Source organism: Bacteroides gallinarum DSM 18171 = JCM 13658 (assembly GCF_000374365.1).
Lineage (GTDB): Bacteria > Bacteroidota > Bacteroidia > Bacteroidales > Bacteroidaceae > Bacteroides > Bacteroides gallinarum.
This window is the reverse complement of sequence record NZ_KB894125.1, coordinates 23,995-49,866: the sequence shown is the minus strand read 5'-3', so window position 1 is coordinate 49,866 and position 25,872 is coordinate 23,995. Positions and strand designations below refer to the sequence as shown.

Sequence of the window (25,872 nt, the reverse complement as noted above, 5' to 3'; positions counted from 1 at the left end):
TCGGTGTGCTCCTTTTTGCTTTTGGAAGATTCCATCGAATAAAATTCGGATGTTCATGTTTTATTATATGGCGGGCTCCCTTATCTTTGCAAAAAAAAGAACGGGTGATATGGCAGTAACAAAAGCAATATTGGAAAAATGGATGGCTGCTCAGAAGCGTCACCGTCTGTCGGACAGGCATGTGCAGATGGCTCGTGAACTCGGTCTGAATCCCGACAAGCTCGGGAAGATTGACAACCACAGACAGGAACCGTGGAAAGCTCCGCTTCCGCAGTTCATAGAGAACATCTATTTCAAGAGGTTCAAGCGTGAGCAGCCTGAAACGGTCAGACCGTTGAAGGAGATACTGGTTGAATTTGAAAGGAAGAAAAAGATGCGGAAAGGGTAAAAAGACTACCGGAGAAAACAGCAGCCCTCTTCCGTCATAGTGAAATAACAGGCGCGGGAAAACATTGGTTTCATACCCCTGCTTCTCCTTTTTCTACATTCAGGGAGAAGTGGGGGTATGCGATATGATACGGTGGATATCCTATTTCGTGTCCGGGTACAAAAGGTCGGGACTGACATTGATGAAACGTACATAATCCTCCGTATGTGCGAAAGACTCGTCATTGATCCGTTCAGCCAGTTCATCGGGCGTCAGGCATTCCACTTCATAGAATGTCCCGTCTTCAGGATCATCCAGACTTCTGGCGGGGGATTTCCTCCACATCTCAATGATTTTCTCTTCAGAAACGTCTCTGTTGAAGAACCCGCAGTTCCATACAAAAGCGAGTAATCGCGTTTCTCTTTTCCCGGCATGGTCAGGGATTGTAATTTGTTCCTTTGATTTCATAAGTTCCTATTTTTTTTAGTCTGTTTTCTTTATAAATGCGTCTGACAAGTTTGTCAGCCAGTCTGGTGATATCCGGATTGCCGGATTGGAAGGCCTGGTCCAGCAATCTGGTTATGTACCATATGTCCAGTTGCCGCAGTTCCGTGATTCGGAGACTCGACAGTTCCATGGAGGTGGTGAGGTCTTCCCCAAGGTCTTCCTCTTCGGGAATGCAGTTCAGGTCGAGAATGTTCCCGCAGCAACCGCAATGTGGGATGCCATAATAATCAGTATCCGAAGCTATGGTACGCATCTCCATGTCGGCCACTTCATTCAGGTTCGGAATGGCATTTGAGAGGTCATAATCAAGCATGAAGCTTTCCGGATCCTTTTTCATTGCCTGTAACAGCTCTTTTTCCATGTCCAGTCTTTCCGCACATTCTTCACACATGTCATACAGCATGTCTTCCTTGTCATTAAGAATTTCAAAAAGGTCATCCCCTTGAATGTCGATGGCGACAAAGCGTACAGAGGAAGAAAGGGAATGTTGGTATTCGGTGGCGAACGGGAGAAGAAAATCCGAACAAATCTTTCTTGTCTTCATTTTGTCCGGGCATGTCATTTTTCGGAACATGTCTATGATAGATCCGTATAGATGATTTGAGTATCCGTTCATGTTTTTTTAATCTGTTCATTTTATATTCGGTTTATTAGGTTCATGATTGTCCTGCAATGCAGTTATGTCCGTTATCATTTCTCCCGTAAACAGATTGATGACTTCCCGTCCGGTCTCCACGGCCTTTTTCACGGTATGGTATGTTCCTCCGTTGCACACGTTGTCCCAATAGGCGATTATCAGTGAAGCCCTGCTGACCATATACCCGTCACGGCGCAGGTAACATCCCCTGTAATATTTTTCGGAAAGCATCACTACCCGGTCAACCCTTTCAAGCAGTCCCCTGTAAAGCAGCTGGTCTTGCGGGTCAAACCATTCGGCCTGGGCTCTGAAAGGGATGGCAGCCGCCAGTGTCATATCCTCATATTGTTCTTTCAGTTGCAGGACAGCTTCAGCCGCTATCATGTCGAATCCTTCTGCCATCCCCGTATAAAATTCCCTGAAGCCTTCTTCATAGAGTTTTTTTACCATAGTGATGACCTTTTCCCTGATTTGTCCGCTGAGGTTCCGGTAGTCCTTGTTTTCCTGCATCAGTCTCTGTTTCCGGTGTCCCGTGAATGCCGCCACCTTTTTTTCTTCCTGTTTCATGATGTTCTGTTTTTTTGTTCTACATGTGTCCGGTATATGCCGGAGTTTGATTTCTTGCCGGCCTTTCTGTCCCGTGCCGGGATACTGCAAGGCTTGTCGGGAGAAAATACCGCAAGCGCAGCGAGGATGATTTTCTCCCGGACAACCGGAACGGCCCGCCTTGCAGATTCCGCAAAGGCACGGACTACCTTTGCCGGAAGAATCAAAGGACGTTTTTCCACTGTTTTCCCGTATTGTAAATCCCTTGCCGATGTAACGTGACGACACCCGGTGTCATGGCTCGTCAGTGTTGTAAATCAATAAATTAAGCATTATATATTCGCAGTCGAAATCATTTTTTGTCTCACTAATTAAAAGTTTCGACACATGAAAAAAAGATTCTTTTTTGCAGCTGTGACGCTGCTTGCGACGACAGGGGCTTTCGCCCAGGGTAACGGTATCGGCGGTATTACGGAAGCCACCAACATGGTCACTTCGTATTTCGATCCGGGAACCAAACTGATTTATGCCATCGGAGCCGTCGTCGGCCTGATCGGTGGCGTGAAAGTCTATTCCAAGTTCTCATCGGGCGACCCCGACACGAGCAAGACGGCAGCCAGCTGGTTCGGGGCCTGTATCTTCCTTATCGTGGCAGCCACCATCCTGCGTTCATTCTTCCTGTGATTATGGCGGAGTATCCTGTCAACAAGGGGATCGGGCGCAGTCCTGAGTTCAAGGGGCTGAAAAGCCAGTACCTGTTCATCTTCGCCGGGGGACTGCTCGCACTGTTCGTGGTGTTCGTCGTCATGTACATGGCAGGCATCGGGCAGTGGATATGCATCGGTTTCGGTGTCTCCTGCGCTTCGGCGCTCGTATGGGCGACTTTCCGTCTGAACGCGAAATACGGTGAATGGGGACTGATGAAGGCACAGGCGCTGCGCCGCCATCCCCGCTACGTCATCAACCGGAAAAGTTTTCTCCGGTTGTTTTTTCCAACCTCTAAAAAAAGAAATGTATGAGAAACGTAATGAAAGCCGCCACACTGGAAAGCAAGTTCCCGCTGCTGGCTGTCGAGCATGGCTGTATCATCAGCAAGGATGCGGACATTACCGTTGCCTACAGGGTGGAATTGCCGGAGGTGTTCACGCTTACCCGGGCGGAATACGAGTCCGTCCATTCCACATGGGCGAAAGCGGTCAAGGTGCTGCCGGACTACAGTATCGTGCATAAGCAGGACATCTTCATCGAGGAGAACTACAGGCCGGATACCGGTAAGGATGACCGGAGCTTCCTCAGCCGGAGCTTTGAACGGCATTTCAACGAGCGTCCGTATCTCAGGCACGCCTGCTACCTGTTCCTGACCAAGACCACGAAGGAGCACAGCCGCACGACGAGCAGTTTCAATGCCCTCACCCGTGGTTTCATCATTCCCAGGGAGATGCAGGACAAGGAAACCGTCAGCCGGTTTCTGGAAAGTTGCGGGCAGTTCGAGCGTATCGTGAATGACAGCGGGCTGCTCCGCATGGTCCGCCTGACCGATGATGAGATTACCGGTACGGAAAGTTCGGCCGGCATTATCGAGAAATACTTCTCGCTCTCCGGAGATGACACGGCCTGTTTGCAGGATATTGCCCTCGGTGCGGGTGAGATGAAGGTCGGGGACAACCGGCTCTGCCTGCATACCCTTTCCGATCCGGAAGACCTGCCTGCCGGTGTGGCCACTGACAGCCGTTACGAGCGGCTGTCCACCGACCGGAGTGACTGCCGCCTGTCCTTTGCCGCGCCGATAGGTATCCTGCTCACGTGCAACCATATCGTGAACCAGTATCTCTTCATCGACGATCCGGCGGAGAACCTGCGCAAGTTCGAGCAGACAGCCCGTAACATGCACTCGCTGTCCCGTTACAGCCGTTCCAACCAAATCAACAGGGAATGGATCGAGGAGTACCTGAACGAAGCTCACAGCAAGGGGCTCACATCCATACGTGCACACTGCAACGTGTTTGCATGGAGCGATGACTGTGAGAAGCTCAAGCGTATCAAGAATGACGTGGGCAGCCAGCTGGCTCTGATGGAGGCGAAGCCGCGCCATAACACCGTGGATGTGCCGGCCCTGTTCTGGGCGGCCATACCCGGCAATGCCGGTGATTTTCCGGCAGAGGAGAGTTTCTATACGTTTATCAAGCAGGCCTTGTGCCTGTTCATCGGTGAGACCTCCTACAAGGATTCGCTCTCACCGTTCGGCATCCGTATGGTAGACAGGCTGACCGGAAAACCGGTCCATCTGGACATCTCCGACCTGCCGATGAAGAACGGGACGATAACCAACCGCAACAAGTTCATTCTCGGACCTTCGGGAAGCGGGAAGTCATTCTTCACCAACCACATGGTACGCCAATACTACGAGCAGGGAGCGCATGTGCTGCTGGTGGACACGGGCAATTCCTACCAGGGACTGTGCAATCTCATCCATGCCCGGACACATGGGGAGGACGGCATCTATTTCACCTACGAGGAAAACGATCCGATAGCCTTCAATCCCTTTTATGTGGAGGATGGCGTGTTTGACATCGAGAAGAAGGAGTCTGTCAAGACCCTTATCCTCACGTTGTGGAAACGTGACGACGAACCGCCGACACGGGCGGAGGAAGTGGCGCTTTCCAATGCGGTCAACCTCTTTCTGGAGAAGATCCGCACGGACAGGACGGTCACTCCCTCGTTCAACACGTTCTATGAGTTCATCCGCGACGAGTACCGGGAAATCCTGAAGCATAAGCATACCCGCGAGAAGGATTTCGATGTGTGGGGGTTCCTGAATGTGCTGGAGCCTTATTACAAAGGCGGGGAGTATGACTTCCTGCTGAACTCGGACAAGCAGCTTGACCTGCTCGGCAAGCGTTTCATCGTCTTTGAGTTGGACAATATCCGTGACAACAAGGTGCTGCTTCCGATTGTCACTATCATCATCATGGAAACTTTCATAAGCAAGATGCGCAAACTGAAAGGAATCCGCAAGATGATACTTATCGAGGAATGCTGGAAGGCGTTGGCTTCCGCCAACATGAGCAATTATATCCGCTACCTTTTCAAGACGGTCAGAAAGTTCTTCGGCGAAGCCGTGGTCGTTACGCAGGAGGTCGAGGACATCATCTCTTCTCCCATCGTCAAGGGGACAATCATCAACAATTCCGACTGCAAGATTCTATTGGACCAGAGAAAGTACATGAACAAGTTCGATGAAATCCAGACACTGCTCGGCCTGACCGACAAGGAGCGTGCGCAAATCCTCTCCATCAACATGGCCAACAATCCGTCCAGAAGGTACAAGGAAGTGTGGATAGGCTTGGGCGGAACCCAGTCGGCGGTCTATGCCACCGAAGTTTCCCTTGAAGAATACTGTTGCTACACGACCGAGGAAACGGAAAAGCTGGAGCTGATGCGTCTTACCCGGGAATTGGGCGGCAACATTGAGCTGGCCATCAAGCAGCTGGCAGAGGGCAAACGTGAAGGACAGAATCATTTATTGACAAACAATCAAAAATCAAAAGTATGAATGACAATTTTGAATCAGACGAGAGGAAGCGAGGGGAAATCATGGAATGCCTTTACCAGTCCCTGATGCTTGGATGGGATATGCCACAGGATATCCGTGACCATTATGGATTCACGAAGGACTATCAGTTGTTCCATCAGCTTGAAAGTATGGAACCCGGGGAGTACCGGCAGAAAAGGCAGAAGGGTGAAGTTCCCGATATCCTGGAGATTGACGCAAGGCTGACACACCGTGTGGAAGAGGTTTTCGAGAGGCTCTGCCGCCGGCCTCCCGTACCGTATCTGGAAATGTTGAACAGAGAGCTGGAGAAACTGGGGAGTCTGGCAATCAATCCGAAAAACATTGACGGGCTGTTTATCCATACCCACTTTCTCATCAAGTACGGCATAGACAGGAATGCCCCGGAGGACATCAGGCGGAAACAGGCAGAGGATGCCTACAGGAAACTGGACGCACGGTTCGTAAAGATGACGGGCAGGAAGCCTTATGCGGATGAACTTTTCGGAACTGCAAAAACGGAACTGCCCGTGTCCGGTGAAATCAAGCCGCGCGGGAAAGCCCGCATTGTTGCCAGGCCGAAACCGAAAGGCCGGAAAATGGGGCTTTGACACCGAGAGACAACCAACCATTTATCAACAATCAAAAAGAAAGCGATATGAAGACAAAAGTTTTGGCAGCATTATGCTGCCTGTGTGTATTTTCCGTCGGTAAGGCACATGCCCAATGGGTCGTGACCGACCCCGGCAATCTGGCCCAGGGCATCATCAATGCCGCAAAGAACATCGTGCATACGTCCTCCACCGCCAGTAATATGCTCAACAATTTTCAGGAGACCGTAAAAATCTACCAGCAGGGCAAGGAGTATTATGACGGCCTGAGAAAAGTGAAGAATCTGGTACGCGATGCCCGCAAGGTGCAGCAGACCATACTGATGGTGGGTGACATCACGGAAATCTATGTGACCAGTTATGAACGGATGCTCAATGACCCCTATTTCACGCCGGAGGAACTGAGCGCCATCGCCCTCGGGTACACGAAGCTGCTGGAGGAAAGCGCCCATTTACTTAACGACCTGAAGACGGTGGTCAACGAGAACGGGCTTTCCATGAACGACAAGGAACGGATGGACATCATCGACCGCTGTTATACCGACATGCTGCAATACCGCAGCCTTGTCCAGTATTACACCAACAAGAACATCGGGGTGTCTTACCTGCGTGCCAAGAAGCAGGATGACCTTGACAGGGTGATGGCTCTCTACGGTTCCCCCAATGAACGCTACTGGTAATTTCAAAAAGGATTGCTTATGGTATTGTTGGCTGTAAATTTTGACAACCTGCATCAGATCCTGCAAAGTCTTTACACGGACATGATGCCGCTCTGTTCGAAGATAACCGGCGTGGCCAAGGGCCTTGCCGGTTTGGGAGCCCTCTTCTATGTGGCATACAGGGTATGGCAGTCGCTGGCGCGTACCGAACCTGTCGATGTGTTCCCGCTTCTCCGTCCGTTCGCTTTGGGACTCTGTATCATGTTTTTCCCCACTCTCGTGCTGGGTACACTGAACAGCATCCTGTCGCCCATCGTGACCGGTACGCACAAGATTCTGGAAACACAGACCTTTGACATGAACGAATACCGCCGGCAGAAGGACAAGCTGGAATTCGAAGCGATGAGGCGCAATCCTGAAACGGCTTATCTGGTCGACAAGGAAGCTTTCGACAACAAGCTGGATGAGTTGGGGGTGTTGGAGGCGCTCGATGCGTGCGGGATGTATGTGGACCGGGCGATGTACAACATGAAAAAATCCGTCCAGAACTTCTTCCGTGAACTGCTGGAACTCATGTTCAACGCAGCCGCCCTTGTCATCGACACGCTCAGGACATTCTTCCTGATAGTGCTCTCGATATTGGGGCCGGTTTCATTCGCCATCTCCTGTTGGGACGGTTTCCAGGCTTCGCTCAGCCAGTGGTTCGTCCGCTATATCAGCATCTACCTCTGGCTGCCCGTGAGCGACCTTTTCAGCAGCGTGCTGGCCCGCATACAGGTGCTGATGCTACAGAGGGACATAGAACAGATGTCCGACCCCAATTTCATTCCCGACAGTTCGAACGCCGTGTATATAACGTTCCTGATTATCGGCATCATCGGGTATTTCACCATCCCGACAGTAGCGAACTGGATTATACAGGCAGGCGGCGGTGCGGGCAATTATGGGAAGAACGTTACCCAGTTGGCGTCCAAGGCCGGTTCCGTGGTAGCGGGTGCTGCCGGGGCCGCCATAGGTAACGTAGCCGGAAGATTGATCAAGAAATAACAATAAAAACGAGTAAAGAATGGAATTCAAATCATTGAAAAATATCGAGACCAGTTTCAGGCACCTGCGTCTGTTCGGGATAGTCTACCTGGGTGTCTGTACCTTGCTTGTCTGTTTCTCCGTATGGAAAGCATACGGTTTCGCAGAGGCACAGCGTCAGAAAATCTATGTGCTGGATGAAGGCAAGTCGCTGATGCTGGCCCTTTCGCAGGACCTGGAGCAGAACCGTCCCGTGGAGGCAAGGGAACATGTCAGACGCTTTCATGAGCTTTTTTTCTCGCTTGCGCCCGACAAGAGCGCCATCGAGGGCAATATCCAGCGTGCCATGTTCCTGAGCGACCGTTCCGCATACACCCACTACGTGGATTTGGCGGAACAGGGGTATTACAACCGCATCATCTCGGGAAACGTGAACCAGCGCATCGAGATCGACAGCGTGAAATGCGATTTCAACGCCTACCCGTATGATGTCGTGACGTACGCACGCCTTTTCATCATCCGGGAGAAAAGCATTACGGAGAGAAGCCTTCTGACGAAGGGCAAGCTGCTGAACTCCACGCGCAGCGACAACAACCCGCACGGGTTCATCCTTGAGGGGTTCCGCGTCCTGGAGAACAGGGATATCAGAATGTATGACCGATAAAAACGATTGTATGAGAAAAATGTATGCAAAAATCAAGGATTCCGTGGAGGACAGGCTGCGTGGCTTATGCGGCAGCCTGAGTCCGGAAAAGAGAATGACAGCCATCATCGTGATGGCAGGACTTTTCGCGCTGGTCAATTTCTATATGATTTTCCGCGCGATATACGGTATCGGACAGGAGGATGTCCGGCAGGAAACCATCAGGATAGCTCCTCTTGACATTCCGGAAATGATCCCTGCCGATACCCTTTCCGATGAGAAGGTTCGCGAGATGGAAGAGTTTTTTAACCGATTCAACGAACAGGACAATGAGTAGTGACGCTGAAAAATTAAAACAGAGACAGAAAACCAGAAAATACCTGGTTTTCGCAGGGATGTTCCTGCTGTTCGTCGGGTGCATGTGGCTGATTTTCTCCCCGTCGGAAAAAGACAGGCAGGAGAAGGAAAAGAGCATGGGGTTCAATGCCGAGCTCCCTGTCCCGAAAGGGGCGGGTATCGAGGCCGACAAGATGACCGCCTATGAGCAGGATGACATGAAGCGCAGGCAGGAAGAGAAGATGCGCACGCTGGCGGATTTCTCGGCCCTTGCCAATGAGCGGAAGGAAGATGAGCCGGCGGCACGGGTTTCGGAGATGGCATCCGGCTCCGGACAGGGTGACAGCAGACCGCCCGGCAAGGGCAGGAATGCCGCTTTCGCCTCTTCCGCTTCTGCTTATAACGATATCAATGCCACGCTCGGCAGCTTTTACGAGCAGCCGCAGGACGACCCCGAGAAGGAAGCGTTGAAGGCCGAGGTCGAGCAACTCAGGCGGGCGGCCGCACAGCAGGCTGCGGGACCGAGCTATGAGGAACAGGTGGCCCTGCTGGAGAAATCATACGAGCTGGCTGCCAGGTATATGCCGGGGAACAACAATGCCGGAATGGGGCATCAGGCAGAGGGTGAAGCGGACACGGGAGACGGAAAGGCGAAAGCCGTTCCCGTGGGGCTGGCATCATCCCGCGTGGTTTCGTCCCTTCCGCAGCCTCTCAGCGATTCGGCAATGATTGCAAGGCTGGCTTCGTTCGGAGACGCGGGTTTTCATACGGCAGTGGGAGAAACCGGGAATCAGACCGGGAGAAATACCGTCCGTGCCTGTGTACATGGCGACCAGACCATTGTCAGCGGCCAGAGTGTACGGTTAAGGTTGTTGGAGCCCATGCGTGTCGGAAGCCATGTCCTGCCACGGAATTCCCTTCTTACGGGGGAAGGGCGCATACAGGGGGAACGTCTCGGCATTGAAATCATGCAGGTCGAGCATGGCGGGACCGTCATTCCCGTGGAACTGACCGTACTGGACAACGACGGACAGGAGGGGATATTCATCCCGGGGTCGATGGAGGCGAGTGCGGCCAAGGAAGTGGCTGCCAATCTGGGGCAGAACCTCGGCACGAGCATATCCATCACCAACCAGTCGGCAGGGGACCAGCTTCTGTCCGAGCTTGGCAGGGGAGCCATTCAGGGCGTGTCGCAGTACATCTCCAAAAAGTTGCGTGAGGAGAAGGCGCATCTCAAGGCCGGCTACACGCTGCTGCTTTATCAGAACAACATTCAGTAACATTAAAAATTTCAACGAACATGAAAAAGATTTTTGTAATGCTTGCCCTTGTTACGGGCATCGCAAGTGCCTATGCACAGCCGGCTGATTCTACCGCCGTAAAGAAGGATGTAACCCTGGCAGCGGATATCTATCCCGGGCAGGAAGACGGCGACATCTATCACGGTCTGTCAAGGAAACTCACGTTTGACCGCATGATTCCGCCCTACGGGCTGGAGGTGACTTACGGCAAAACCACCCACATCATCTTCCCGTCCGCGGTACGTTATGTGGATCTCGGGTCTCCGAACCTTGTCGCCGGCAAAGCCGACGGTGCGGAAAATGTAATCCGCGTGAAAGCCACCGTGAAGAATTTCCGTGAGGAGACCAACATGTCCGTCATTACCGAGAGCGGCAGTTTTTACACTTTCAATGTGAAATATTCCGATGAGCCGCTGCTCCTGAACGTCGAGATGAAGGACTTCATCCACGACGGCAGCGAGGTGAACCGTCCCAATAACGCCCTTGACATCTACCTGAAGGAACTTGGCAGCGAATCACCGAAGCTGGTGCACCTTATCAGCAAGGCCGTTCACAAGGACAACAGGCGCCACATCAAGCATATCGGCAGCAAGGCGTTCGGTATCCAGTACCTTTTGCGCGGTCTTTACACCCATAACGGGCTGCTCTATTTCCATACCCAGGTCAAAAACACATCGAACGTGCCTTATGAGGTGGATTTCGTGACATTCAAGATTGTGGACAAGAAGGTGATGAAGCGCACGGCTATCCAGGAGCAGGTGATTTTCCCGTTGCGTGCCTATAACTATGCCACCGCCATCGCGGGGAAAAAGGACGAACGTACCGTTTTCGTATTCGGCAAGTTCACCATTCCCGCCGACAAGATGCTGGTGGTGGAGATGCACGAGAAAAGCGGAGGAAGGCACCAGTCGTTCACCGTGGAGAGCGAGGACATCGTGAGAGCGAAGATAATCAACGAACTTAAAGTGAAATGAGCATGAAAAGATACCTGTTTTTATTTATCCCGGCCGTATTGCTTGCCCTGTCGTCAGGGCAGGCATACGCCCAGCGGTATCTGCCCGGGATGAGGGGCGTGGAACTCAGGGGCGGTTTTGCCGGCGGTTCCAGTTCTCCGCTGAACTATTATTCGGGAATGGCCATTTCGGGATATACAAAGAAGGCGAACCGGTGGGTGGCAGGCGTGGAATATTTGCAGAAGAACTACGGCTATCGGAATATTTCCATTCCCCGTGCCCAGTTCACGGCGGAAGGCGGTTATTTCCTGAAGTTCCTGTCCGACCCCACAAAAACGTTTTTCCTTTCCCTCGGCGGATCAGCCCTGGCCGGCTATGAGACGGTAAACTGGGGAGACAGGCTGCTCCATGACGGTTCCCGTCTTCTTGCCAGGGATGCCTTCATCTATGGCGGTGCCCTCACCCTTGAGCTGGAGAGCTATATAACCGACCGTATCGTACTGCTCGCCAGTGTGCGCGAGCGTGTGTTGTGGGGAGGCTCGCTGGAAAAGTTCACGACGCAGTTCGGGTTGGGACTGAAATTCATAATCAATTGACAGCCTATGGACATAGAAAAAATAAGGAGTATTCCTATCACGGATTTTCTGGCACGCTTGGGACACGAGCCTGTCAAACGCCGGGGAAACGAATGCTGGTATTCATCCCCTTGCAGGCAGGAACGGACTCCTTCGTTCCATGTAAACGAACACAAGGGAGTCTGGCATGACTTCGGGACCGGGCACGGAGGCGACATTTTCTCCCTTGCCGGAGAGATTGCGGCTACCGGCGATTTCAAGGAGCAGGCGAAGTTCATCGCGGATGTGTATGGAAACACATTGCCGGACAATTTCATGCCGGCCTGTGTAAAAACCGGGAAGGCGGACAAAACGCAGAAAACGGCCTCGTGTTTCGAGAACGTGACATGCGGGCCTCTGTACGACCGGATCCTGCTCGATTATCTGAAAGGACGGGGAATCGCCGAGGACATTGCCCTGCCGAACTGCGAGGAGGTGAGGTTCCGCCTGCATGGTAAAAGGTATTTTGCCATCGGTTTCCGGAATCTGGGGGGCGGCATTGAACTGCGTAACCGTTTCATGAAATGGTGCATACCGCCGAAGGATGTATCCGGCATATTCAACGGTTCGGGTACCTGCAACCTGTTCGAGGGATTTATCGACTACCTTTCATGGATGGTGCTCGGCATCAGCTGCGGGGAAGATTATCTCATCCTCAATTCGGTGGCATTGCTCGGGCGGGCGTACCCTTACCTTGACCGGTATGACCGGATAAGGTGCTATCTTGACAATGACGATGCGGGAAAAAAGACGCTGGAGGCCTTACGGAAACGCTACGGGGACAGGATAGACGACTGCTCCGACATGTACGCCACCTACAAGGACCTGAACGAGTACCTGCAAAGGAATTTTCCGCTGGAATAGAAATATTATCGACAAACCATTAATAAAAAGAACGAATGATGAATGCAATGAAAAATGAGAGAAAAGGGCTTTTCGCCCTTGCATCAGCCCTGATGGGCCTGACAATATGCATGCTGACCGCTTGCAGCGCCGACCTTGACGTACAGCAGTCCTTCCCCTTTACGGTCGAGACCATGCCGGTCCCCACACGTATCGTGAAGGGTGAGACAGTGGAAATCCGTTGTGAGCTCAAGCGGGAGGGACGTTTTTCGGATGCCCGTTATACCATCCGGTATTTCCAGCCGGACGGCGAAGGCACGTTGCGTATGGATGACGGGATGGTGCTGCTGCCCAACGACCGCTATCCGCTGGACAGGGAGGTGTTCCGTCTCTATTACATGTCTGAATGTACCGACCAGCAGAGCGTGGATATCTATTTTGAAGACAACAGTGAACCTGCGCAGCTTTTTCAACTGACATTCGATTTCAACAATGAGACGGAAGACGGGGATGCCGCAGCGGTTCCCGATGCAGAAGAGTTGCCGGTTGCCGTTGTCCGGCAATAAAACAGATTCCGCCTATGGGAATAAGGGTAAAGCTGTTGGCGGCGTTCTTCGTTGCTGTTTCTGTCTCGGGAGTGACATCGCGGGCGGAAAATCCGGTGAAGGAAGAACCGGACAAGTTCAGTCTTGCCGTCGAGTGCATCCGGCGGCACGAGGGCTGGCATGGGGAGAAAAGGCATTGGCCCTATGTCGGCTGGGGGCACAAGGTGCTTCCCGGGGAAAGGCTGACAAACAATATCTCAAAGGCACAGGGGGATTCCATCCTGAGAGCCGACCTGCGCAAACTGTGCAGGATTTTCAGTTATCTGGGACGTGATTCGCTCCTGGTCGGTGTCCTGGCCTACAATGTCGGTGTCTACCGTCTCAAGGGATATGGTAAAATGCCCAAAAGCAACCTGATACGGAAGCTGGAAGCCGGGAATCGGGACATCTACAGGGACTATGTTTCTTTCAGGTGTTACCGTGGCAGGGTGATACCAAGCATCGAACGGAGAAGAAAAGAGGAATTCATGCTGCTTTTTGAGGAATGATGGAAAAGGGAGGACTTTGCGGTGCAACCGTAAAGTCCTCCCTTGCTTATGATTCCATCTTCCGGCGATTGTCTTTGCCGGATTATTATTGCCCGTCCATAGGGTAATGACAGGTGCCGGGGACGGACACCTGTCTGAATCGTTCTTGCACCGGGTAAAATGAACGGAATCCCTTACTCTGCATTTTCCGTGAGTTCAGTGGAACAGATTTCAATTTACCAGGACGGCATCCTGAATTTCCGTTTCTTCGGGAAGACGGGACAACAGGAGTTCCGCCATGGCTCCGTTCTGCGGGATGAGTGCCGGGAAGTCCGTTTTGCCCGGTTTGTATATTTCTGTGGCCACGTTATACAGGTCCCAGGCGGTAATCCGCCCCTTTGCGGCGACCAGTTTAAGCACCTCTTCCGTGAATATGGAAATTTGCCCCTGATTGAGGGGATAGGTTTCCACGGATGATGAGAGGTTTCTGTCCGAACTGTCATGGGAGACACGCAGTGCGGTCAGCAGCCCTATGTACATGTATATTTCCTCCGAAGAGATAATCCTCTGTTTCAGTCTGCGGATCCGTTCGATATCCTCGTTCATGTTCACTTCGAAATTTGCCATCCAGCCGTCCACCGTATCGAACACTTCCTCTGTCGTCACCTTTCTCTTCCCGTAGTTGCATACGCTCCGTTCGGGAGAAAGGATACATTGGTTATGGCATATCTTCACGCAAGGGCCTATGGCCGCCTGTATCCCGTCCTGGTGGTAGGCGATGACCAGCGTTGTCGTCAGTTCGTCCGTCTCCCAGTCTTTGATCCGGATGGTGGCGAAGATGCGCCGGAGTATATGCGCTTCTACCGCTTTCTCACCGTGTGTCTGTTCCACCTGCGGGAGTATGCTCACGCCGGGCTGTGTCTTGTTCCTGTTCTGGGCGGCGAAGATCTCCTCCACCTCGTAATTGAGGCTGTACTTCTCGCAGATGTCCATCATGCGCCGGATGACCTGGTAATGGTAGATGCCCTGGACAGGGTTGTTGTAGATGTCGTTTTCCTTGTAGGTACGCTGAAGCGTCTCGAAATTCATCACTTCGATTCCGTTCTTTTGGAAATCGAACTGCTGTTGTCTTTCCAATACTGCTAATGTGTCCATAATCTTGAATTTTATGTTGTTAATACTGTATTCAGGTGTGTATCTGCCATCCGTGGAACGGCCGCATCGTGACAGCGAAAGACCTGTCGGGTATTCCGTGGTAGAGCAGACCGCCCACGATGCCGGTCCTTCCGTCGGGATAATGCTGCGTAAAACCGAACGAATACGGCGCATGGTCATAGTAGAGCGAGATTTCGCTGGGATGTTCCGGGTTTTCCTCCCAGCTTTTCAGCCTGTCCAGGCATTGCCGGAAGGAGGTGTCGCCGATGGATTCGGCATAACGCTTTACATTCTCGAAATGTTCTTCATTCAGAATTTTCATGACTTTATGTTTTTAATCTGTTAGACAAGCCCGGCTCTTGTAGCCGGTATTTTTTATTTCTCGCCTGCCTGGCCGTTCCGTGTCCGTACCGTACAAGGTTTGGCAAAAGAAAATACCGCAGCCGTGGCGAGGATGATTTTCTTTTAGCCAACCCCCGGAAGGGGGCCTGACCTTGTACGTGTACACAGGACACGGGACTATCTTTGCAGGTTGGGAAATAAAATATGCGGTTTTGTTTATAAATCATGGAGAGCCGTTTGGGGCGGTTACGGGCATATATGTTGCTTTTTGGCAATGATACACTGCTTGGGCAATAAGTGATGAGTCCGGCATACACGGCAGTCATAAGGATTCAAACGGGCATTGGTGTAAATGTGCGATAGGAATAAAAGCGAAGACCCGGCTGGCTGCCATGTGTGTATATCCGGTCAGCCGGATCTGTTTCAATACAAGGATTCCGGATTTTTTATATGTCCTTTGTTTTCTTCCGCTATCTGTATCTTGCCTTTATCAGGGCATACGCCTCTTTCTGCGACATCCCCCGGAGCATGAATGTAGCCATGTCCATTGCCTGCTGTTCCTTGTAATAGATACCGTTTTTATGTCTTATATCTTTCAGGATAATGTTTGTTTTTTTCTTTCTGTCCATATGCTGTTGTTTTACTGTGAAAAAAGGACAAGGCGGTAACGCTTTGGAGTTTTGTCGGTACCGCCTTATTCTTCAAATGCTCATTTTGTCGCAAGGTGTTCAAGGTAGTCTTTGACCGCTTTGTGGCACCCCGAAAAATCGGGCGTGCGGCAACCCTTGTATTTCCTGAAACTGATGGCTCCTGTGTTGTAGACTCCTGTCACGTGACGGTTGAATGTACCTTTGGTCCTGATATGTATCCTGAAACCGTCCCGTCCGGTGATTGCAAGGAACATTTGCGCCGTGATTTTCTCTCCATCCAGAAATTTACGTTTGTTCTCGTCAAGTTCCTGCTGCCACTTTTCCTCCTCCAACCTGCGCTTCTCTTCTTCTTTCTCTTTTCGTTCCTGCCGCCTTTGTTCCTGCTTTTTCCGGTACGTTTCACGGGCTTGCAGCAAAGGGGCGGTGTCAAGTCCGAGTTCTTCAAAAACACGGATGGACAAAAGGGAGACATGATTCCCGTTTTCTGCGTCCCGGAGCGTGTTCGCAATCCAGTTCCTGCAATAGGAGGCCGCTTCTTCCCTGCTTTTTTCCATATCAAGGATTCTCCGCGAATACTGTCCGCCGGAGAAATAGACGTTTTCAATCTTGCAGACCACATGGAAATAATCATTGTCTTCGTTCCCGTACTCGTCCTTTGCCGATAACGCGACATACACATCTTCAGCATACGCTTCCAGTTCCATGTAGGGAGCTACGACGGTGTTCCCGTCAAACTTGTATTTCAATACTTTTGCTTTCATTTCATTCGTGTTTTGACAGTTCGTACATATAGTCTGATATTTCCCTCTCGATAGTATCGTATATCCGGTCGAACCGGTCCTGGTATTTTTCCAGGAAGGCTCCATCTTCGTCACACATGTCTTCAAGGGGCTTTCCTGTTATACGGCACAATTCCATGTCTGCCAGTTCGCAGACTATTTCACTGAGCATTGTGCGCTCCCTGTCTTCGGGAAGCAGCCCGTCCTTTTTCAGGCAGCAATAGTTGCGGATACTGATTCTCAGGGAGAGGTCGGCCTCTTTCCACCGTTTGTCGGGAAAGAGCAAGAATGCCCGTTTCAATCCGTCGGGCTGTTTCTCCCACCATTCGTTCAAATTCTTCGGTTCCATATCTGTAATTTTAATTGGTTGTCGCTTGTTTTGCCTGCCAGGCCTGATGCGCGGCAATGATCTCCTTCCGTTCCTGTTCCAGCAGGGCCTCCGTTTCCGGGGTATAGCCGAGGAACCGGATGTAGCCGCCATTGTACCCCGTGAGCTTGCATCGCACTCCCGCCTGTTCCAGCTTGTCAATCCGCTTTTGGGCGGTTTTGGCGCTTGAATACTCTTTCGGCCAGAAGTAATGCTCGCCCCGGGAGCCGTAATGGTCTTCTCCGAGTATCATCTCCCCGATATGCTGCCTGTGCTCGATGAAGCTGAAACGGGCCGTACCCAGTGCCCGGCGCAACGCCTTGTGAGCCGCTCCTTCGGGATGCCTGAACTCTTCCGGCCTGTCCTTCCCCTTGCAGGCAAGTTTCGGCAGTTCCGCCTTGTAGGGTTTCCGGTAGCTGCCTATGCCCAATGTCAGGTAGAAATTGGTATGGAAATAATCCGTCATCGCGTCGCTGTCATCGAAGTTGTATGACATGACGAAGTCACAGACATTCATCATCACCTCCTTTGCACGGTCTGTAAGGTCGGGATTCCTTTCTATGTGGTAATGGTTGATATTGTCCTGCACCTTGCCGGATTCCTTGGTGAACGCCTCGAAGTCCGCGCTCATCAGTTTGATGTAAATGGAATTGTAGTCCTCCCGCCTGACGGAGAACCTGTATTTGGGATATGTCTCCTTGAGCCATGTCCGTACCAGCTCCACAATCTCGGGAGCGTGCTGTCCCTTGTAATTGCGGCCTTTCCACCGGTATTCGTTATACACGTACTCGGTGTATTCCCTGGCCGTGGCCCCGGAATAGTCGTATTCGTAACCGGTGGAACCGGCGGAAACAACCGTGGAGTCCTTCCACGTGTCATAAAGTTTTTCAAACTCGATGTTCACCTGTTGCATGACGGCAGTGTCGCCGCCCTTGTCGGGGTGGTGCTGCAATGCCAGGCGGCGGTACTCCTTCTTCAGGTCCGCCAGGCTGTGTATGTTTTGAAAATAAGCCATGACTGTAAATTTTATGCCCCTGCGAGGCGGTTGATGAAATATTCCTGATAGTCGAGGTCAAGACCGAGGTTGAGACATGCGGTCTCTATGTCATCCTCCCTCAAATCATCCAGTTCCTGCAACTCGCGCAGGCTCTGAAGTTCAAAATCCAGATGTTCCTGTGCTTCTGTCTTGTCGCAACCGCATGAGTTGCAGATCAGATTGATAATGTTTCCTTGCATAATGTCTGCTTTTCAATGTTCATATTCCTGTTCCTGAAGCGTCGTCTATCATATATCGAGACGGCACGTTCCGCCAGTAACCTCCGGTTGTCTTCCGAAAGTTCCATGTAAAACCGTTCTGCCGCGCCATAGATGGATTTTTCCGCCAGCATGTTCCATTTCTCCCAAAAGTGCAGGTACATACCGCCATATACAACTTTACATTCCTCCATGCTCCAGGCGTTCCACATATAATAGAAGAAACTGGAGACCGCATTTTCCACATGGTATTTCATGACTCTTCCGTTTGAGGTCCGACATCCGTTTTTTCTTCCAGTTGCTGCCATACGGCATCATACATCTCGCGAAGCCAGTCGATGTTCCTCGCGCCGAGTTCAAACGGGCTGTAACATTCCACTTCGTCACCGCTCTCTTTCTCTTCGGCAAAAACGGTCAGGTTGTTCTCCGTCACCCGAAGTCCCGTTACCCTGCATTCATACGGGTCGCCGCTCTTGCCAAACCATATCACCCAGACCGGATCGCTATCTTCTTTGGGAAACCGTATCTCGTTCATGCAGCGGGAATGCAGCAACTGCCGTATCTCATTCATTATATCCCCGCGCAGTTCCTCGATTCTCCCGCTGAAATCAATGGACGCCTGAGCGCCCCTTCCGTTTTTGGGGGTTACGGAAAGCAGCTGCATGTAAGGGTGAACCCCGAAGTTCCAGTCCAGCACCTCCTCGTCGTCGCGTGTTGTGTGGATATTACCGCCCAGAACCAGCCCGCAGTCCTCAGACACCATTTGCCTTGCTTCAGCGTGGTCTTCAGCCGCTACCGTGTAAGTGCCCTCAAAGGCATACCTTACTCTTACATCATACTTTGCCATAATTTTCATTGTTTGATTGTTTATACTTGTTTTACTATTAAGAGACTATGCTGACCGCGTTGTTGAAAAACGAATCGTCCACGCCATACACATGCTGTATGGAACAGTCATATTCGGAGCGTTCGTCATCCAGACGAAACCGGAAGCCGCGGCAGCCTTTGACCTCCAGTTTCAAGCGCACGTCCTGCTTCAGTTCCATTTCAAGGAGGCTTCCGCCGCCATACATGGAACTGAACAGCCCGCAGCAGTTGCCTTTGGGGACGATGACCTCTTTCAGCGAAAAATTGGCATCATACAGGTCCTTCAGGCTCACCCTGCCGATGTAGGTCAGCAGGTTCGCCCCGCAACAGGAGTTGACAAGCTCCTCGTAGAATTGCCCGTATGAAACCTGTCCTTGCCGTTCCGGGATTTTTTGTTCGGGAAACGCCCGCAAACCTTGTAGCCGTGTCCCGTCAGGAGTCTCTTCACTTCGGCAGGATTGAGGTTCAGGCTGTCCACCATGTCCCCGAAGTAGGACTCCTCGTAACTGTAACCGCCCTGCGATTCGAACCAGTTGGAATTGATGCAGTCGTAATCGGAAAGCAGCTCCACACGGATGGGGATGTCATCCGTGTTCTTTATCAGTTCTTTCACTACGTCCGAATCATTCCGGCTGTAAATCTCGTCCCGGATTTCATCCTCATGTTCATCGAAAAAGGCATCGACCTCGTCTTCGTCAAAGTCGTCAGTACATTCCTCTTTCAGTCTGTCCGCTATCCCATTGACCGCTTCCCATTCCGCGTCGTGGTACCATTCATCCGTCTTTTCCCATAGGTGCTCGCAATTCCGTTTGTCCAGGCATTGCCGGATAATGTCAAGGTGGTTGTCGAGGTTGTCGTTATAATCCGTCCATACCAGCGTATAGGATGGTTCCATGAGGGATTTCACGAAATCCAACGTAAGCGTTTTCTGTTCTTCCATTCGTCTTTACCTGTGTACGGCAGGGTTCTTTTTCCCGTACATGTGTCTATAAATGCGAAGGGCGACCTTGTGGCCACCCCCGATGTTTTTATCATTCTCCATATATCTCTTTTTTGATTTCCTTATACCTGTTTTCCGGCATCTCGGTTTTCTGGTTGAGATGAAAATACGCGGTATGCCGGTATCCGGTCCTCGGTTCGCCGCCGCATCTTTGCAGGGCCGTGTCTATATCCCAGTCCCGGTCGCTTATGCCGAGACTGATGGACCGGGAATGCAGCAGGTCCCTTGCCAGCCTTATGGCCACGCCGGTCTTTTTTTCGTTGCATAGCAGGTCGAAAGCCATTGTCGCAATCTCCCGGTTTGAAACCGTCACGTTTTTCATACAGCTTCCATTTTTGGTCAGGCTATCCTGACAAGTTGTTTGAAACGTGCGGTTATTTCACGGTATTTGCTTCGGGCAAGCACGTCATATTTACGGCAAACGGCGCAATACTCCGGCCAGGACTTGCCTGCAAGTTCGTCCCGGTATGATTCCGTGACAAGCTCCGGATATTCTTTGAAAAGCGTTTCAAACTCTTTACGCCATTTTCGTGCTTGCCATGAACCTTCGGCCACCAGCTTTATAAAAAGAAACATTTGTTCGTCGGTTTCCACATCCAGTGCGTAGAAACGGTCGGTCTTCGGCCATACGTTGTTGGAATGTTGCAGGGTCTCGATCCGATGGGTCTTGGCGTTATAGGCCATTCTGGTAATTATCTGGTAACTCATATCTATAATTTTTTTAGTTCAATGTCATACTGTCTGCCTCTTTGTCTTTCGCGGCCAGGACACCGAAAGGCAGGTCCAGTATCCTGTGGTTGAAACACAGCGTGGAATTGTAGTCCGTACGTTGCCATAGGGTAAAATGGTCTCCGGCGAATGACCATCTGAAATAGCCTGACAGCGATCCGAACTGCGGGTTGACATTCCTGCTCAACAGGGACCTGTTCACGTCCACGATATGTCCTGCGGTCAGTATGATGTTCAGTATCTCCACGAATGCCATTTGCGAGTACGGGTCGACAGGCATTACCGGACCTTTGAAATTAATTTTCATATTCATTTGTTTTTTAGTTAGTTATAGTTGTCATCAAATACTTCATAACGGAATGGCAACGTGTCGCAGTAGTTACTTGACACGCCTGTATATATCAGGGAGTCTTCCGTTGTATCCGCATAATCGTCTTCCGGTTCCGTGACGGCGGTTCCGTGCATGTCCTGATAGTGCGAGACCATCATGTGGGGATCATCCGTGGTTATGTCATAACCGTAATGCCCGCTCCATGTCATGAAATACTCCGTGTCGTCCTCGTCGAGCCTTTCAAGGGCGTCCCTTATCTCAAAGAAGTTAGGGCACAGCCACTCATGGCTTATCAGCAGGTCCGGAATATTTTCCCATCTGGGATACCGGTATTCCGGTTCGCGTTCCCCGGGAAAGAGGTCGGAACAGGCACACAGGAATTCCCCCATGTCGCTGTAGTCGGACATGTACAGCCAATGGTCCTTGTTTTCCTTTATGTCTATGAGATGCTGTGTCGTTACGGCAATCTCCGCATTGCTAAGATTCATGTTCTTTATTCTTTTATGTGGATGCCGAGGATTTCATTCCACCGGCCTCTGCAAGGTCCCGTGTCCCGGCTGTGCAGGTTTTTTCGGGGAAATACCGCAGCTCCGGCGAGGATGATTTCCCCGAAAACCGCCTGCGGCATGACCTTGCCCGGCCGTGAAGGACACGGGCTACCTTTGCCGGTGGGAATGGATTTCTCGGTGTTCTCCATACGGTTCATATTTGATTTGTCATTCGCTGGCTTCCCCAGCTGATATGTATCTTGCCCTCGCTGTCCTGTGTACGGATGAGCAGGCTCTCAATGACGGACATGGTGACATCGAACTCCTCGAATATCTCGGACTGTTCCTTGACTTCGCCTGTCTTGATGAACTCGTTGAGACGTTCTTTGGTCAGTACAAGCGCCATCAGGTTCTGTTCGACGGAATCCTCATAGGTGACATAATGCACATCCTTCATCTCTTTGGAATCCAGACGTATGAAACGGAAATAGAACTGTTCCATCTTCGGGATGTTCCATTGAAGCGACTCCAGTATCACGTCATTGCAGGTAGGTATGTTCACCGAACTGCTCAGGCTCTGCTGGGTGCATATCAGTATGCCGTTGATGGTGGAGTCGAATTCCGTCACGATACGCTGGCGCTTATTGAATGCCACATCTCCCTTGACGACAAATACCGGCCTTTCGGGAAAACGCTCACGGATATAGCTTTCGTAAAGGTCGAAAGCGGCCAGTGTGGTGCAGCCTATGGCTACCTTGCCGGGTATCTTTCGGACAAGTCCCTCGATGTACCTTGTCTTGCCCGGATACTCCTCCCCGTAATATCCCTCTATCAGGTGCGGGACGGAGCAGGCCTTGATGAGCAGCCTGATCTGTCTCATGAGCCGCAGCCCGGCATCTTTCTTCGCGTCTCCTGTACTGTTGTAGTAGAGTTCACAGATACGGCAGAATTCCTCGATGATGACACGGTATACCTCATGCTCTCCTTCCGACGGGCTGACGGTATGCGTCCGTATCCTGTATTTCTCGCCTGCGAAATCCCGGAACTTGCGGGTGATGACGGTCTTCCCGATAAGTTCCGCCAGTTCATCCTTGTTATACACGTCCTGGTTCTGCTTCTCTATGCCGAACACGGTGGCCTTGCCGGGACAATGGCAGGCACGGAACAGTACGTGTCCCCTGAAAGCGGGGAACGGTTCCCCGTAGTACGGGTTGTTCTCCGCTTCTATTTCCTTGTCCCTGTTCTCGCGGTAAACCGTCCCGCTCCAGGATATCATGTTGACGGAGTTGTTGTAGAGCAGTTCGAACTGGCTGTACAGTTCGGTGATGTTGTTGCGGGTGGTCGTACCGGTATCGAGAATCTTGTACCTGAGCCTCCTGAACATGCACAGGACATGTCTGGTACGTTGCGATGTGGGATTGGTGATCTCGTCCGATTCGTCGAACACCAGGCACAGTTTTCTTGAAGTGAGCCTGACAAGGCGCATCAGCCCCCTTTTCAGCTTGCCGAGCATGGAAGTGGAGACGACAAGGAACGTCTCTCCCGGGATATTCTCAAGGTCCCGGTTTGTCCTTATCACACGGAAGGTTTCCCTGTTGACGGTAAGGAACGGTATCCAGGTCATGTTGACAGCGATGGCCGGTGCCAGAATGATGGCGTTCCGTACTTTCCCGGACTTGAGCAGGTACTTCGCCCGGTGATAGACGGCGGCGGTCTTGCCGGAGCCCTGCTGCCAGTTCAGCAGGGCATAGCGTTTCTGTAATACGAGATTCAGGTCATGTTTCTGGAGGGTGGTGAACTCGCAGATGTCGCCGTCTTTGTTGACGAAGGTGGCACGGTCCAGGTATTCCTTCAGGCCGGCATCCTCTTCCATGTCCGCAAACTGCCGGTTCTGGATTTCATATTGCCTGCGTTTTTTCCGAATCAGTTTTTCCGCCGCGCGGATTTGTCGCATGTTTTCTTCCGTCACGTTCTCCGGTATCGGGAGTTCGGCCCGTCCCAGCACAAGGTCATTGATGCTTGCCGCCTTGTGCGGTATCTTGTCCAGCAGGCGCGGTGCGTATGGTTTCAGTTTGAACCCGTAGGAGGTCTTTACCAGGGCGATCTCCCTGCGTGGAATGACATTCTGCGAGGTGATATACCTGCGGATGATGCCGAGCACCTTCCCTGTGGTCAGCTTGTTCTTCTCCCATTGCTTTATCTGTTCCCGGGTGGCATTCTCCGGCGGCTTCTGGTTGCGGAACTTCGTGACCAGCGCTTCCGCCTTGGCGATGTGCCGGTTCAACCCGGCGTGTGCCTTCAGCTCGTACATGTACTTGGCGAGCTTGTACTCGAAGGTTTCCAGTTCCTCCTTGTCTATCCGGTTGGTCTCCCGCATAAGGTCGAGGCGCAGCCTGTGCTTCATCTGCCTTGCCTCATGGATGCGCTCTTTCAATTCGGACATGGAGATGAACTCCTCTGCATTGTAGGCCTGCATCTCTATATGCAGGGACCGGCGGAGGAACACCATGACCTTTGTGCCGAAGTTCTGTACTCCGACCCGTGCGAAGGCAGCCGGGTCCAGTTTGGTCTGGCCGATAAATGAGAAGTTCGAGTTGATGTTCGCCACGCGGGTCTTTTCCCAGAATTCATTCTGCATGAACGACAGCGGGACAATGATCATCAGGATTCCGGCTGGGTTGAGCACGTCGTAAGCCTTGTCCATATAGTATTCCTGCGACAGCCTGTAGTCGAACTTCAGGTTGAAGGGAGGGTTGCCGATGATGACGTCGAAGCGTTGTTCGGGACGATACTGCTGTATGTCGCATTTTTCGACATGGGCTTCCGGGTAGAGGTATCTTGCGACGGCCACTGCCTTGCCGTCTATGTCAAAGCCGTAGGCGTTGTGCAGGTTGGGCAGATGGTTGAAGAAATTGCCCATGCCGCAGCACATGTCGAGAACCATTTCCGTGGAGGTCGGGGACAGAATCCCTACCATGTCCCGGCATATCTCATGAGGGGTGAAGAACTGGCCCATCTCGAATTCCTTCTTGGCCTCCGCGTATTCATTGTAGCTGGCAAAGTCGGACTGCTTGAGCTTGTGCAGTCCTCCCATGCCGGTATAGCAGTTGTAGATGCTTTCCGCCGGAATGAGGTCTTTGCCGGAGTCTATGGCGAAAAGTATCTTCTCGTTGACCTCGGCCCGCCTGTCCTGCGGTATCTGTTGGGGGATGATGGCATACATATCTTTAGTCGGTGTTTACGGTTGTAAATGAAAACACCCCGCAGGGCGCTTCTTACGGGGTGCTGTGGGATGCTTTTCATAATCAGTTCTCAGGTAACGTGATTTCATCAAGGCGGAGGCGCCTGAAGCAGTTCTCGGCTGCCTCGCTGTCCTTGAACCTTACGTCGATACGGCCGTTCTTGTAGAATCGGATTTGCTCGGCGTTGGTGGTCGTGAGGTCGTACCAGTCATTGACGGACACATCGTTGTGGTCGAAACGGATAATCATTTTCGAATTGCCGCACAGTGCGTCATCCGCACCGTAGGCGATACCCGCGCATAGGGTTTCAAGCTCTCCACCGTAGTTATAACTGATTTGACACTTGTTGTATTGCAAATAAAAATCGTCGAAACGGATGATTTCGGGAAAGACAATCTTGTCCTTCTTCAGTTCCGTCTTGACCTTGCTCCAGCGGGAGGGTTTGACAACCCGGGCAACCCTGGCAAGCAGTTCCTCCACCGCCGTCTCACGGAAGCTCTTTCCTCCGAGGTGTTCGATGACCGTGTCCACGTAAGTCTGGTAGACCGGACGGAATCCCATGCGCTGGGTCTTCTCATCAATTACAGGAATGGGGACATTCACGTTGTAGGTCTTGTTGAAATAGGAGATGATGCGACCCGCGAAATTTGCGTTGGCATTGCAGTTATTGTCCACAAGCTCGTTGATGAGGTCAAACGGTTTGAATTCGTTGTGGGTATAGTCATCCTCCTCGCTGTAGTTGAAATAGAAATTCCGTATGGAAACCTTCCCGTTATCCTCATACTTGAAGTTCTTGATTTCCCGGTATCGTTCCGCCTCTTCCTTGAAGATGGCATACCAGCGGTCTATCCGGTCAAGTGTCTTGTAGAGCAGGTCCTGCTGCCGTTGGCAATATTGTCGGTCCTGTTCGGTAATCTTCTCCTCGTTCCTCACTTGGATATTCATGATTCCTGTAAGCAGGTCGGTCTGGCTGCCGGCCGTCTTTGCTGTCGTTGTCTGCATG

General features: G+C 51.7%; 35 protein-coding genes and 1 pseudogene. 16 read left to right on the top strand and 20 right to left on the bottom strand.

Translation table 11 applies throughout. The features are described from left to right. The first annotated feature begins 109 nt into the window (after positions 1-109). Positions 110-388 (top strand): hypothetical protein, encoded by a 279-nt coding sequence (locus C233_RS22420; protein WP_034777773.1) that lies wholly within the window; start codon positions 110-112, stop codon positions 386-388. A 141-nt stretch (positions 389-529) separates the two neighbouring features. Here the strand turns inward: C233_RS22420 and C233_RS0107780 are convergent, their stop codons facing one another. From C233_RS0107780 to C233_RS22415, 3 genes are all read right to left on the bottom strand, one after another. Then, a complete protein-coding gene (locus C233_RS0107780) occupies positions 530-835 on the bottom strand; it encodes a hypothetical protein (protein WP_018667031.1) in 306 nt (101 codons plus the stop codon). Continuing rightward, positions 804-1,418 (bottom strand): hypothetical protein, encoded by a 615-nt coding sequence (locus C233_RS0107775; protein WP_025068859.1) that lies wholly within the window; start codon positions 1,416-1,418, stop codon positions 804-806. Before C233_RS0107775 ends, C233_RS0107780 begins: the two co-directional genes overlap by 32 nt. An 87-nt stretch (positions 1,419-1,505) precedes the next feature. Beyond that, the gene (locus tag C233_RS22415; RefSeq protein WP_025068858.1) at positions 1,506-2,078 is read right to left on the bottom strand and encodes an SLOG family protein; all 573 of its coding nucleotides are present in this window, start codon (positions 2,076-2,078) and stop codon (positions 1,506-1,508) included. Positions 2,079-2,114: 36 nt separating this feature from the next. On the opposite strand from C233_RS22415, the gene C233_RS24460 reads away from it, so the two are divergent. The 15 genes from C233_RS24460 (at position 2,115) to C233_RS0107695 (ending at position 13,686) form a co-directional block, all read left to right on the top strand. Continuing rightward, a complete protein-coding gene (locus C233_RS24460) occupies positions 2,115-2,339 on the top strand; it encodes a hypothetical protein (protein ID WP_167321136.1) in 225 nt (74 codons plus the stop codon). Positions 2,340-2,444: 105 nt separating this feature from the next. Then, a complete protein-coding gene (locus C233_RS0107760) occupies positions 2,445-2,741 on the top strand; it encodes a DUF4134 domain-containing protein (protein ID WP_018667027.1) in 297 nt (98 codons plus the stop codon). A gap of 2 nt (positions 2,742-2,743) precedes the next feature. Further along, positions 2,744-3,076 (top strand): DUF4133 domain-containing protein, encoded by a 333-nt coding sequence (locus tag C233_RS0107755; RefSeq protein ID WP_018667026.1) that lies wholly within the window; start codon positions 2,744-2,746, stop codon positions 3,074-3,076. After that, the gene (locus C233_RS0107750; protein WP_018667025.1) at positions 3,073-5,610 is read left to right on the top strand and encodes a TraG family conjugative transposon ATPase; all 2,538 of its coding nucleotides are present in this window, start codon (positions 3,073-3,075) and stop codon (positions 5,608-5,610) included. The genes C233_RS0107755 and C233_RS0107750 overlap by 4 nt, the downstream gene beginning before the upstream one ends. Further along, positions 5,607-6,218, top strand: a complete 612-nt coding sequence (locus C233_RS0107745) for a hypothetical protein (RefSeq protein ID WP_018667024.1) — start codon at positions 5,607-5,609, stop codon at positions 6,216-6,218. Before C233_RS0107750 ends, C233_RS0107745 begins: the two co-directional genes overlap by 4 nt. Positions 6,219-6,265: 47 nt before the next feature. Continuing rightward, the gene (locus tag C233_RS0107740) at positions 6,266-6,898 is read left to right on the top strand and encodes a DUF4141 domain-containing protein (protein ID WP_018667023.1); all 633 of its coding nucleotides are present in this window, start codon (positions 6,266-6,268) and stop codon (positions 6,896-6,898) included. Between the two features lie 18 nt (positions 6,899-6,916). Beyond that, positions 6,917-7,924, top strand: a complete 1,008-nt coding sequence (gene traJ, locus C233_RS0107735; RefSeq protein WP_018667022.1) for a conjugative transposon protein TraJ — start codon at positions 6,917-6,919, stop codon at positions 7,922-7,924. Positions 7,925-7,943: 19 nt separating this feature from the next. After that, a complete protein-coding gene (gene traK, locus C233_RS0107730; RefSeq protein ID WP_018667021.1) occupies positions 7,944-8,567 on the top strand; it encodes a conjugative transposon protein TraK in 624 nt (207 codons plus the stop codon). Positions 8,568-8,577: 10 nt separating this feature from the next. Beyond that, the gene (locus C233_RS0107725; RefSeq protein WP_026314787.1) at positions 8,578-8,883 is read left to right on the top strand and encodes a TraL conjugative transposon family protein; all 306 of its coding nucleotides are present in this window, start codon (positions 8,578-8,580) and stop codon (positions 8,881-8,883) included. Next, positions 8,876-10,162 (top strand): conjugative transposon protein TraM, encoded by a 1,287-nt coding sequence (traM, locus tag C233_RS0107720; protein ID WP_025068856.1) that lies wholly within the window; start codon positions 8,876-8,878, stop codon positions 10,160-10,162. Before C233_RS0107725 ends, traM begins: the two co-directional genes overlap by 8 nt. 20 nt (positions 10,163-10,182) lie before the next feature. Beyond that, on the top strand, positions 10,183-11,157 hold the full coding sequence (gene traN, locus C233_RS0107715; protein WP_018667018.1) for a conjugative transposon protein TraN: 975 nt from the start codon (positions 10,183-10,185) through the stop codon (positions 11,155-11,157). Between the two features lie 2 nt (positions 11,158-11,159). After that, entirely contained in the window at positions 11,160-11,732 is a 573-nt protein-coding gene (locus C233_RS0107710; protein WP_026314786.1) for a conjugal transfer protein TraO, read from the top strand. Between the two features lie 6 nt (positions 11,733-11,738). Then, on the top strand, positions 11,739-12,614 hold the full coding sequence (locus C233_RS0107705; protein ID WP_018667016.1) for a toprim domain-containing protein: 876 nt from the start codon (positions 11,739-11,741) through the stop codon (positions 12,612-12,614). A gap of 38 nt (positions 12,615-12,652) precedes the next feature. Next, positions 12,653-13,159: a DUF3872 domain-containing protein gene (locus C233_RS0107700; RefSeq protein WP_025068855.1), complete on the top strand. Its 507-nt coding sequence runs from the start codon at positions 12,653-12,655 to the stop codon at positions 13,157-13,159. A gap of 14 nt (positions 13,160-13,173) precedes the next feature. Continuing rightward, positions 13,174-13,686, top strand: coding sequence for a glycoside hydrolase family protein (locus C233_RS0107695; RefSeq protein WP_018667014.1), 513 nt, complete (start codon positions 13,174-13,176; stop codon positions 13,684-13,686). Positions 13,687-13,896: 210 nt separating this feature from the next. Here the strand turns inward: C233_RS0107695 and C233_RS0107690 are convergent, their stop codons facing one another. The 17 genes and pseudogenes from C233_RS0107690 to C233_RS0107605 all read right to left on the bottom strand — a co-directional run bounded on the left by C233_RS0107690 (position 13,897) and on the right by C233_RS0107605 (position 25,871). Beyond that, positions 13,897-14,820, bottom strand: a complete 924-nt coding sequence (locus tag C233_RS0107690; protein ID WP_018667013.1) for a hypothetical protein — start codon at positions 14,818-14,820, stop codon at positions 13,897-13,899. Positions 14,821-14,851: 31 nt separating this feature from the next. Next, a complete protein-coding gene (locus tag C233_RS0107685) occupies positions 14,852-15,142 on the bottom strand; it encodes a DUF4120 family protein (RefSeq protein WP_018667012.1) in 291 nt (96 codons plus the stop codon). A gap of 490 nt (positions 15,143-15,632) precedes the next feature. Then, positions 15,633-15,791: a hypothetical protein gene (locus C233_RS24050; protein WP_018667011.1), complete on the bottom strand. Its 159-nt coding sequence runs from the start codon at positions 15,789-15,791 to the stop codon at positions 15,633-15,635. Positions 15,792-15,871: 80 nt separating this feature from the next. Next, on the bottom strand, positions 15,872-16,573 hold the full coding sequence (locus C233_RS0107675; protein ID WP_018667010.1) for a hypothetical protein: 702 nt from the start codon (positions 16,571-16,573) through the stop codon (positions 15,872-15,874). 1 nt (position 16,574) lies between these two features. Continuing rightward, positions 16,575-16,940, bottom strand: coding sequence for a hypothetical protein (locus tag C233_RS0107670; protein ID WP_018667009.1), 366 nt, complete (start codon positions 16,938-16,940; stop codon positions 16,575-16,577). Between the two features lie 10 nt (positions 16,941-16,950). Then, positions 16,951-17,973 carry an LPD29 domain-containing protein gene (locus tag C233_RS0107665; protein ID WP_018667008.1) on the bottom strand — a complete coding sequence of 341 codons (1,023 nt, stop codon included), beginning with the start codon at positions 17,971-17,973 and terminating at the stop codon, positions 16,951-16,953. 11 nt (positions 17,974-17,984) lie between these two features. Further along, positions 17,985-18,194 (bottom strand): hypothetical protein, encoded by a 210-nt coding sequence (locus C233_RS0107660; RefSeq protein ID WP_018667007.1) that lies wholly within the window; start codon positions 18,192-18,194, stop codon positions 17,985-17,987. Beyond that, the gene (locus tag C233_RS0107655) at positions 18,170-18,469 is read right to left on the bottom strand and encodes a hypothetical protein (RefSeq protein ID WP_018667006.1); all 300 of its coding nucleotides are present in this window, start codon (positions 18,467-18,469) and stop codon (positions 18,170-18,172) included. Before C233_RS0107655 ends, C233_RS0107660 begins: the two co-directional genes overlap by 25 nt. Further along, positions 18,466-19,059 (bottom strand): hypothetical protein, encoded by a 594-nt coding sequence (locus C233_RS0107650; RefSeq protein WP_025068854.1) that lies wholly within the window; start codon positions 19,057-19,059, stop codon positions 18,466-18,468. The genes C233_RS0107655 and C233_RS0107650 overlap by 4 nt, the downstream gene beginning before the upstream one ends. A 37-nt stretch (positions 19,060-19,096) precedes the next feature. Further along, a pseudogene (locus tag C233_RS22410) lies at positions 19,097-20,019 on the bottom strand (hypothetical protein). Positions 20,020-20,110: 91 nt separating this feature from the next. Then, positions 20,111-20,401 (bottom strand): hypothetical protein, encoded by a 291-nt coding sequence (locus C233_RS0107635; protein ID WP_018667003.1) that lies wholly within the window; start codon positions 20,399-20,401, stop codon positions 20,111-20,113. 17 nt (positions 20,402-20,418) lie between these two features. After that, positions 20,419-20,787: a hypothetical protein gene (locus tag C233_RS0107630; protein WP_018667002.1), complete on the bottom strand. Its 369-nt coding sequence runs from the start codon at positions 20,785-20,787 to the stop codon at positions 20,419-20,421. Between the two features lie 13 nt (positions 20,788-20,800). Continuing rightward, on the bottom strand, positions 20,801-21,115 hold the full coding sequence (locus tag C233_RS0107625; protein WP_025068853.1) for a hypothetical protein: 315 nt from the start codon (positions 21,113-21,115) through the stop codon (positions 20,801-20,803). A gap of 17 nt (positions 21,116-21,132) precedes the next feature. Beyond that, entirely contained in the window at positions 21,133-21,627 is a 495-nt protein-coding gene (locus C233_RS0107620) for a hypothetical protein (RefSeq protein ID WP_018667000.1), read from the bottom strand. Positions 21,628-21,632: 5 nt separating this feature from the next. Continuing rightward, positions 21,633-21,836, bottom strand: coding sequence for a hypothetical protein (locus tag C233_RS24450; RefSeq protein ID WP_164835497.1), 204 nt, complete (start codon positions 21,834-21,836; stop codon positions 21,633-21,635). A 5-nt stretch (positions 21,837-21,841) separates the two neighbouring features. Further along, complete coding sequence (locus C233_RS0107610; protein ID WP_018666999.1) at positions 21,842-24,850, bottom strand: N-6 DNA methylase; 3,009 nt, start codon at positions 24,848-24,850, stop codon at positions 21,842-21,844. Between the two features lie 82 nt (positions 24,851-24,932). Further along, positions 24,933-25,871 carry a hypothetical protein gene (locus C233_RS0107605; RefSeq protein ID WP_018666998.1) on the bottom strand — a complete coding sequence of 313 codons (939 nt, stop codon included), beginning with the start codon at positions 25,869-25,871 and terminating at the stop codon, positions 24,933-24,935. Position 25,872: the final 1 nt, after the last annotated feature.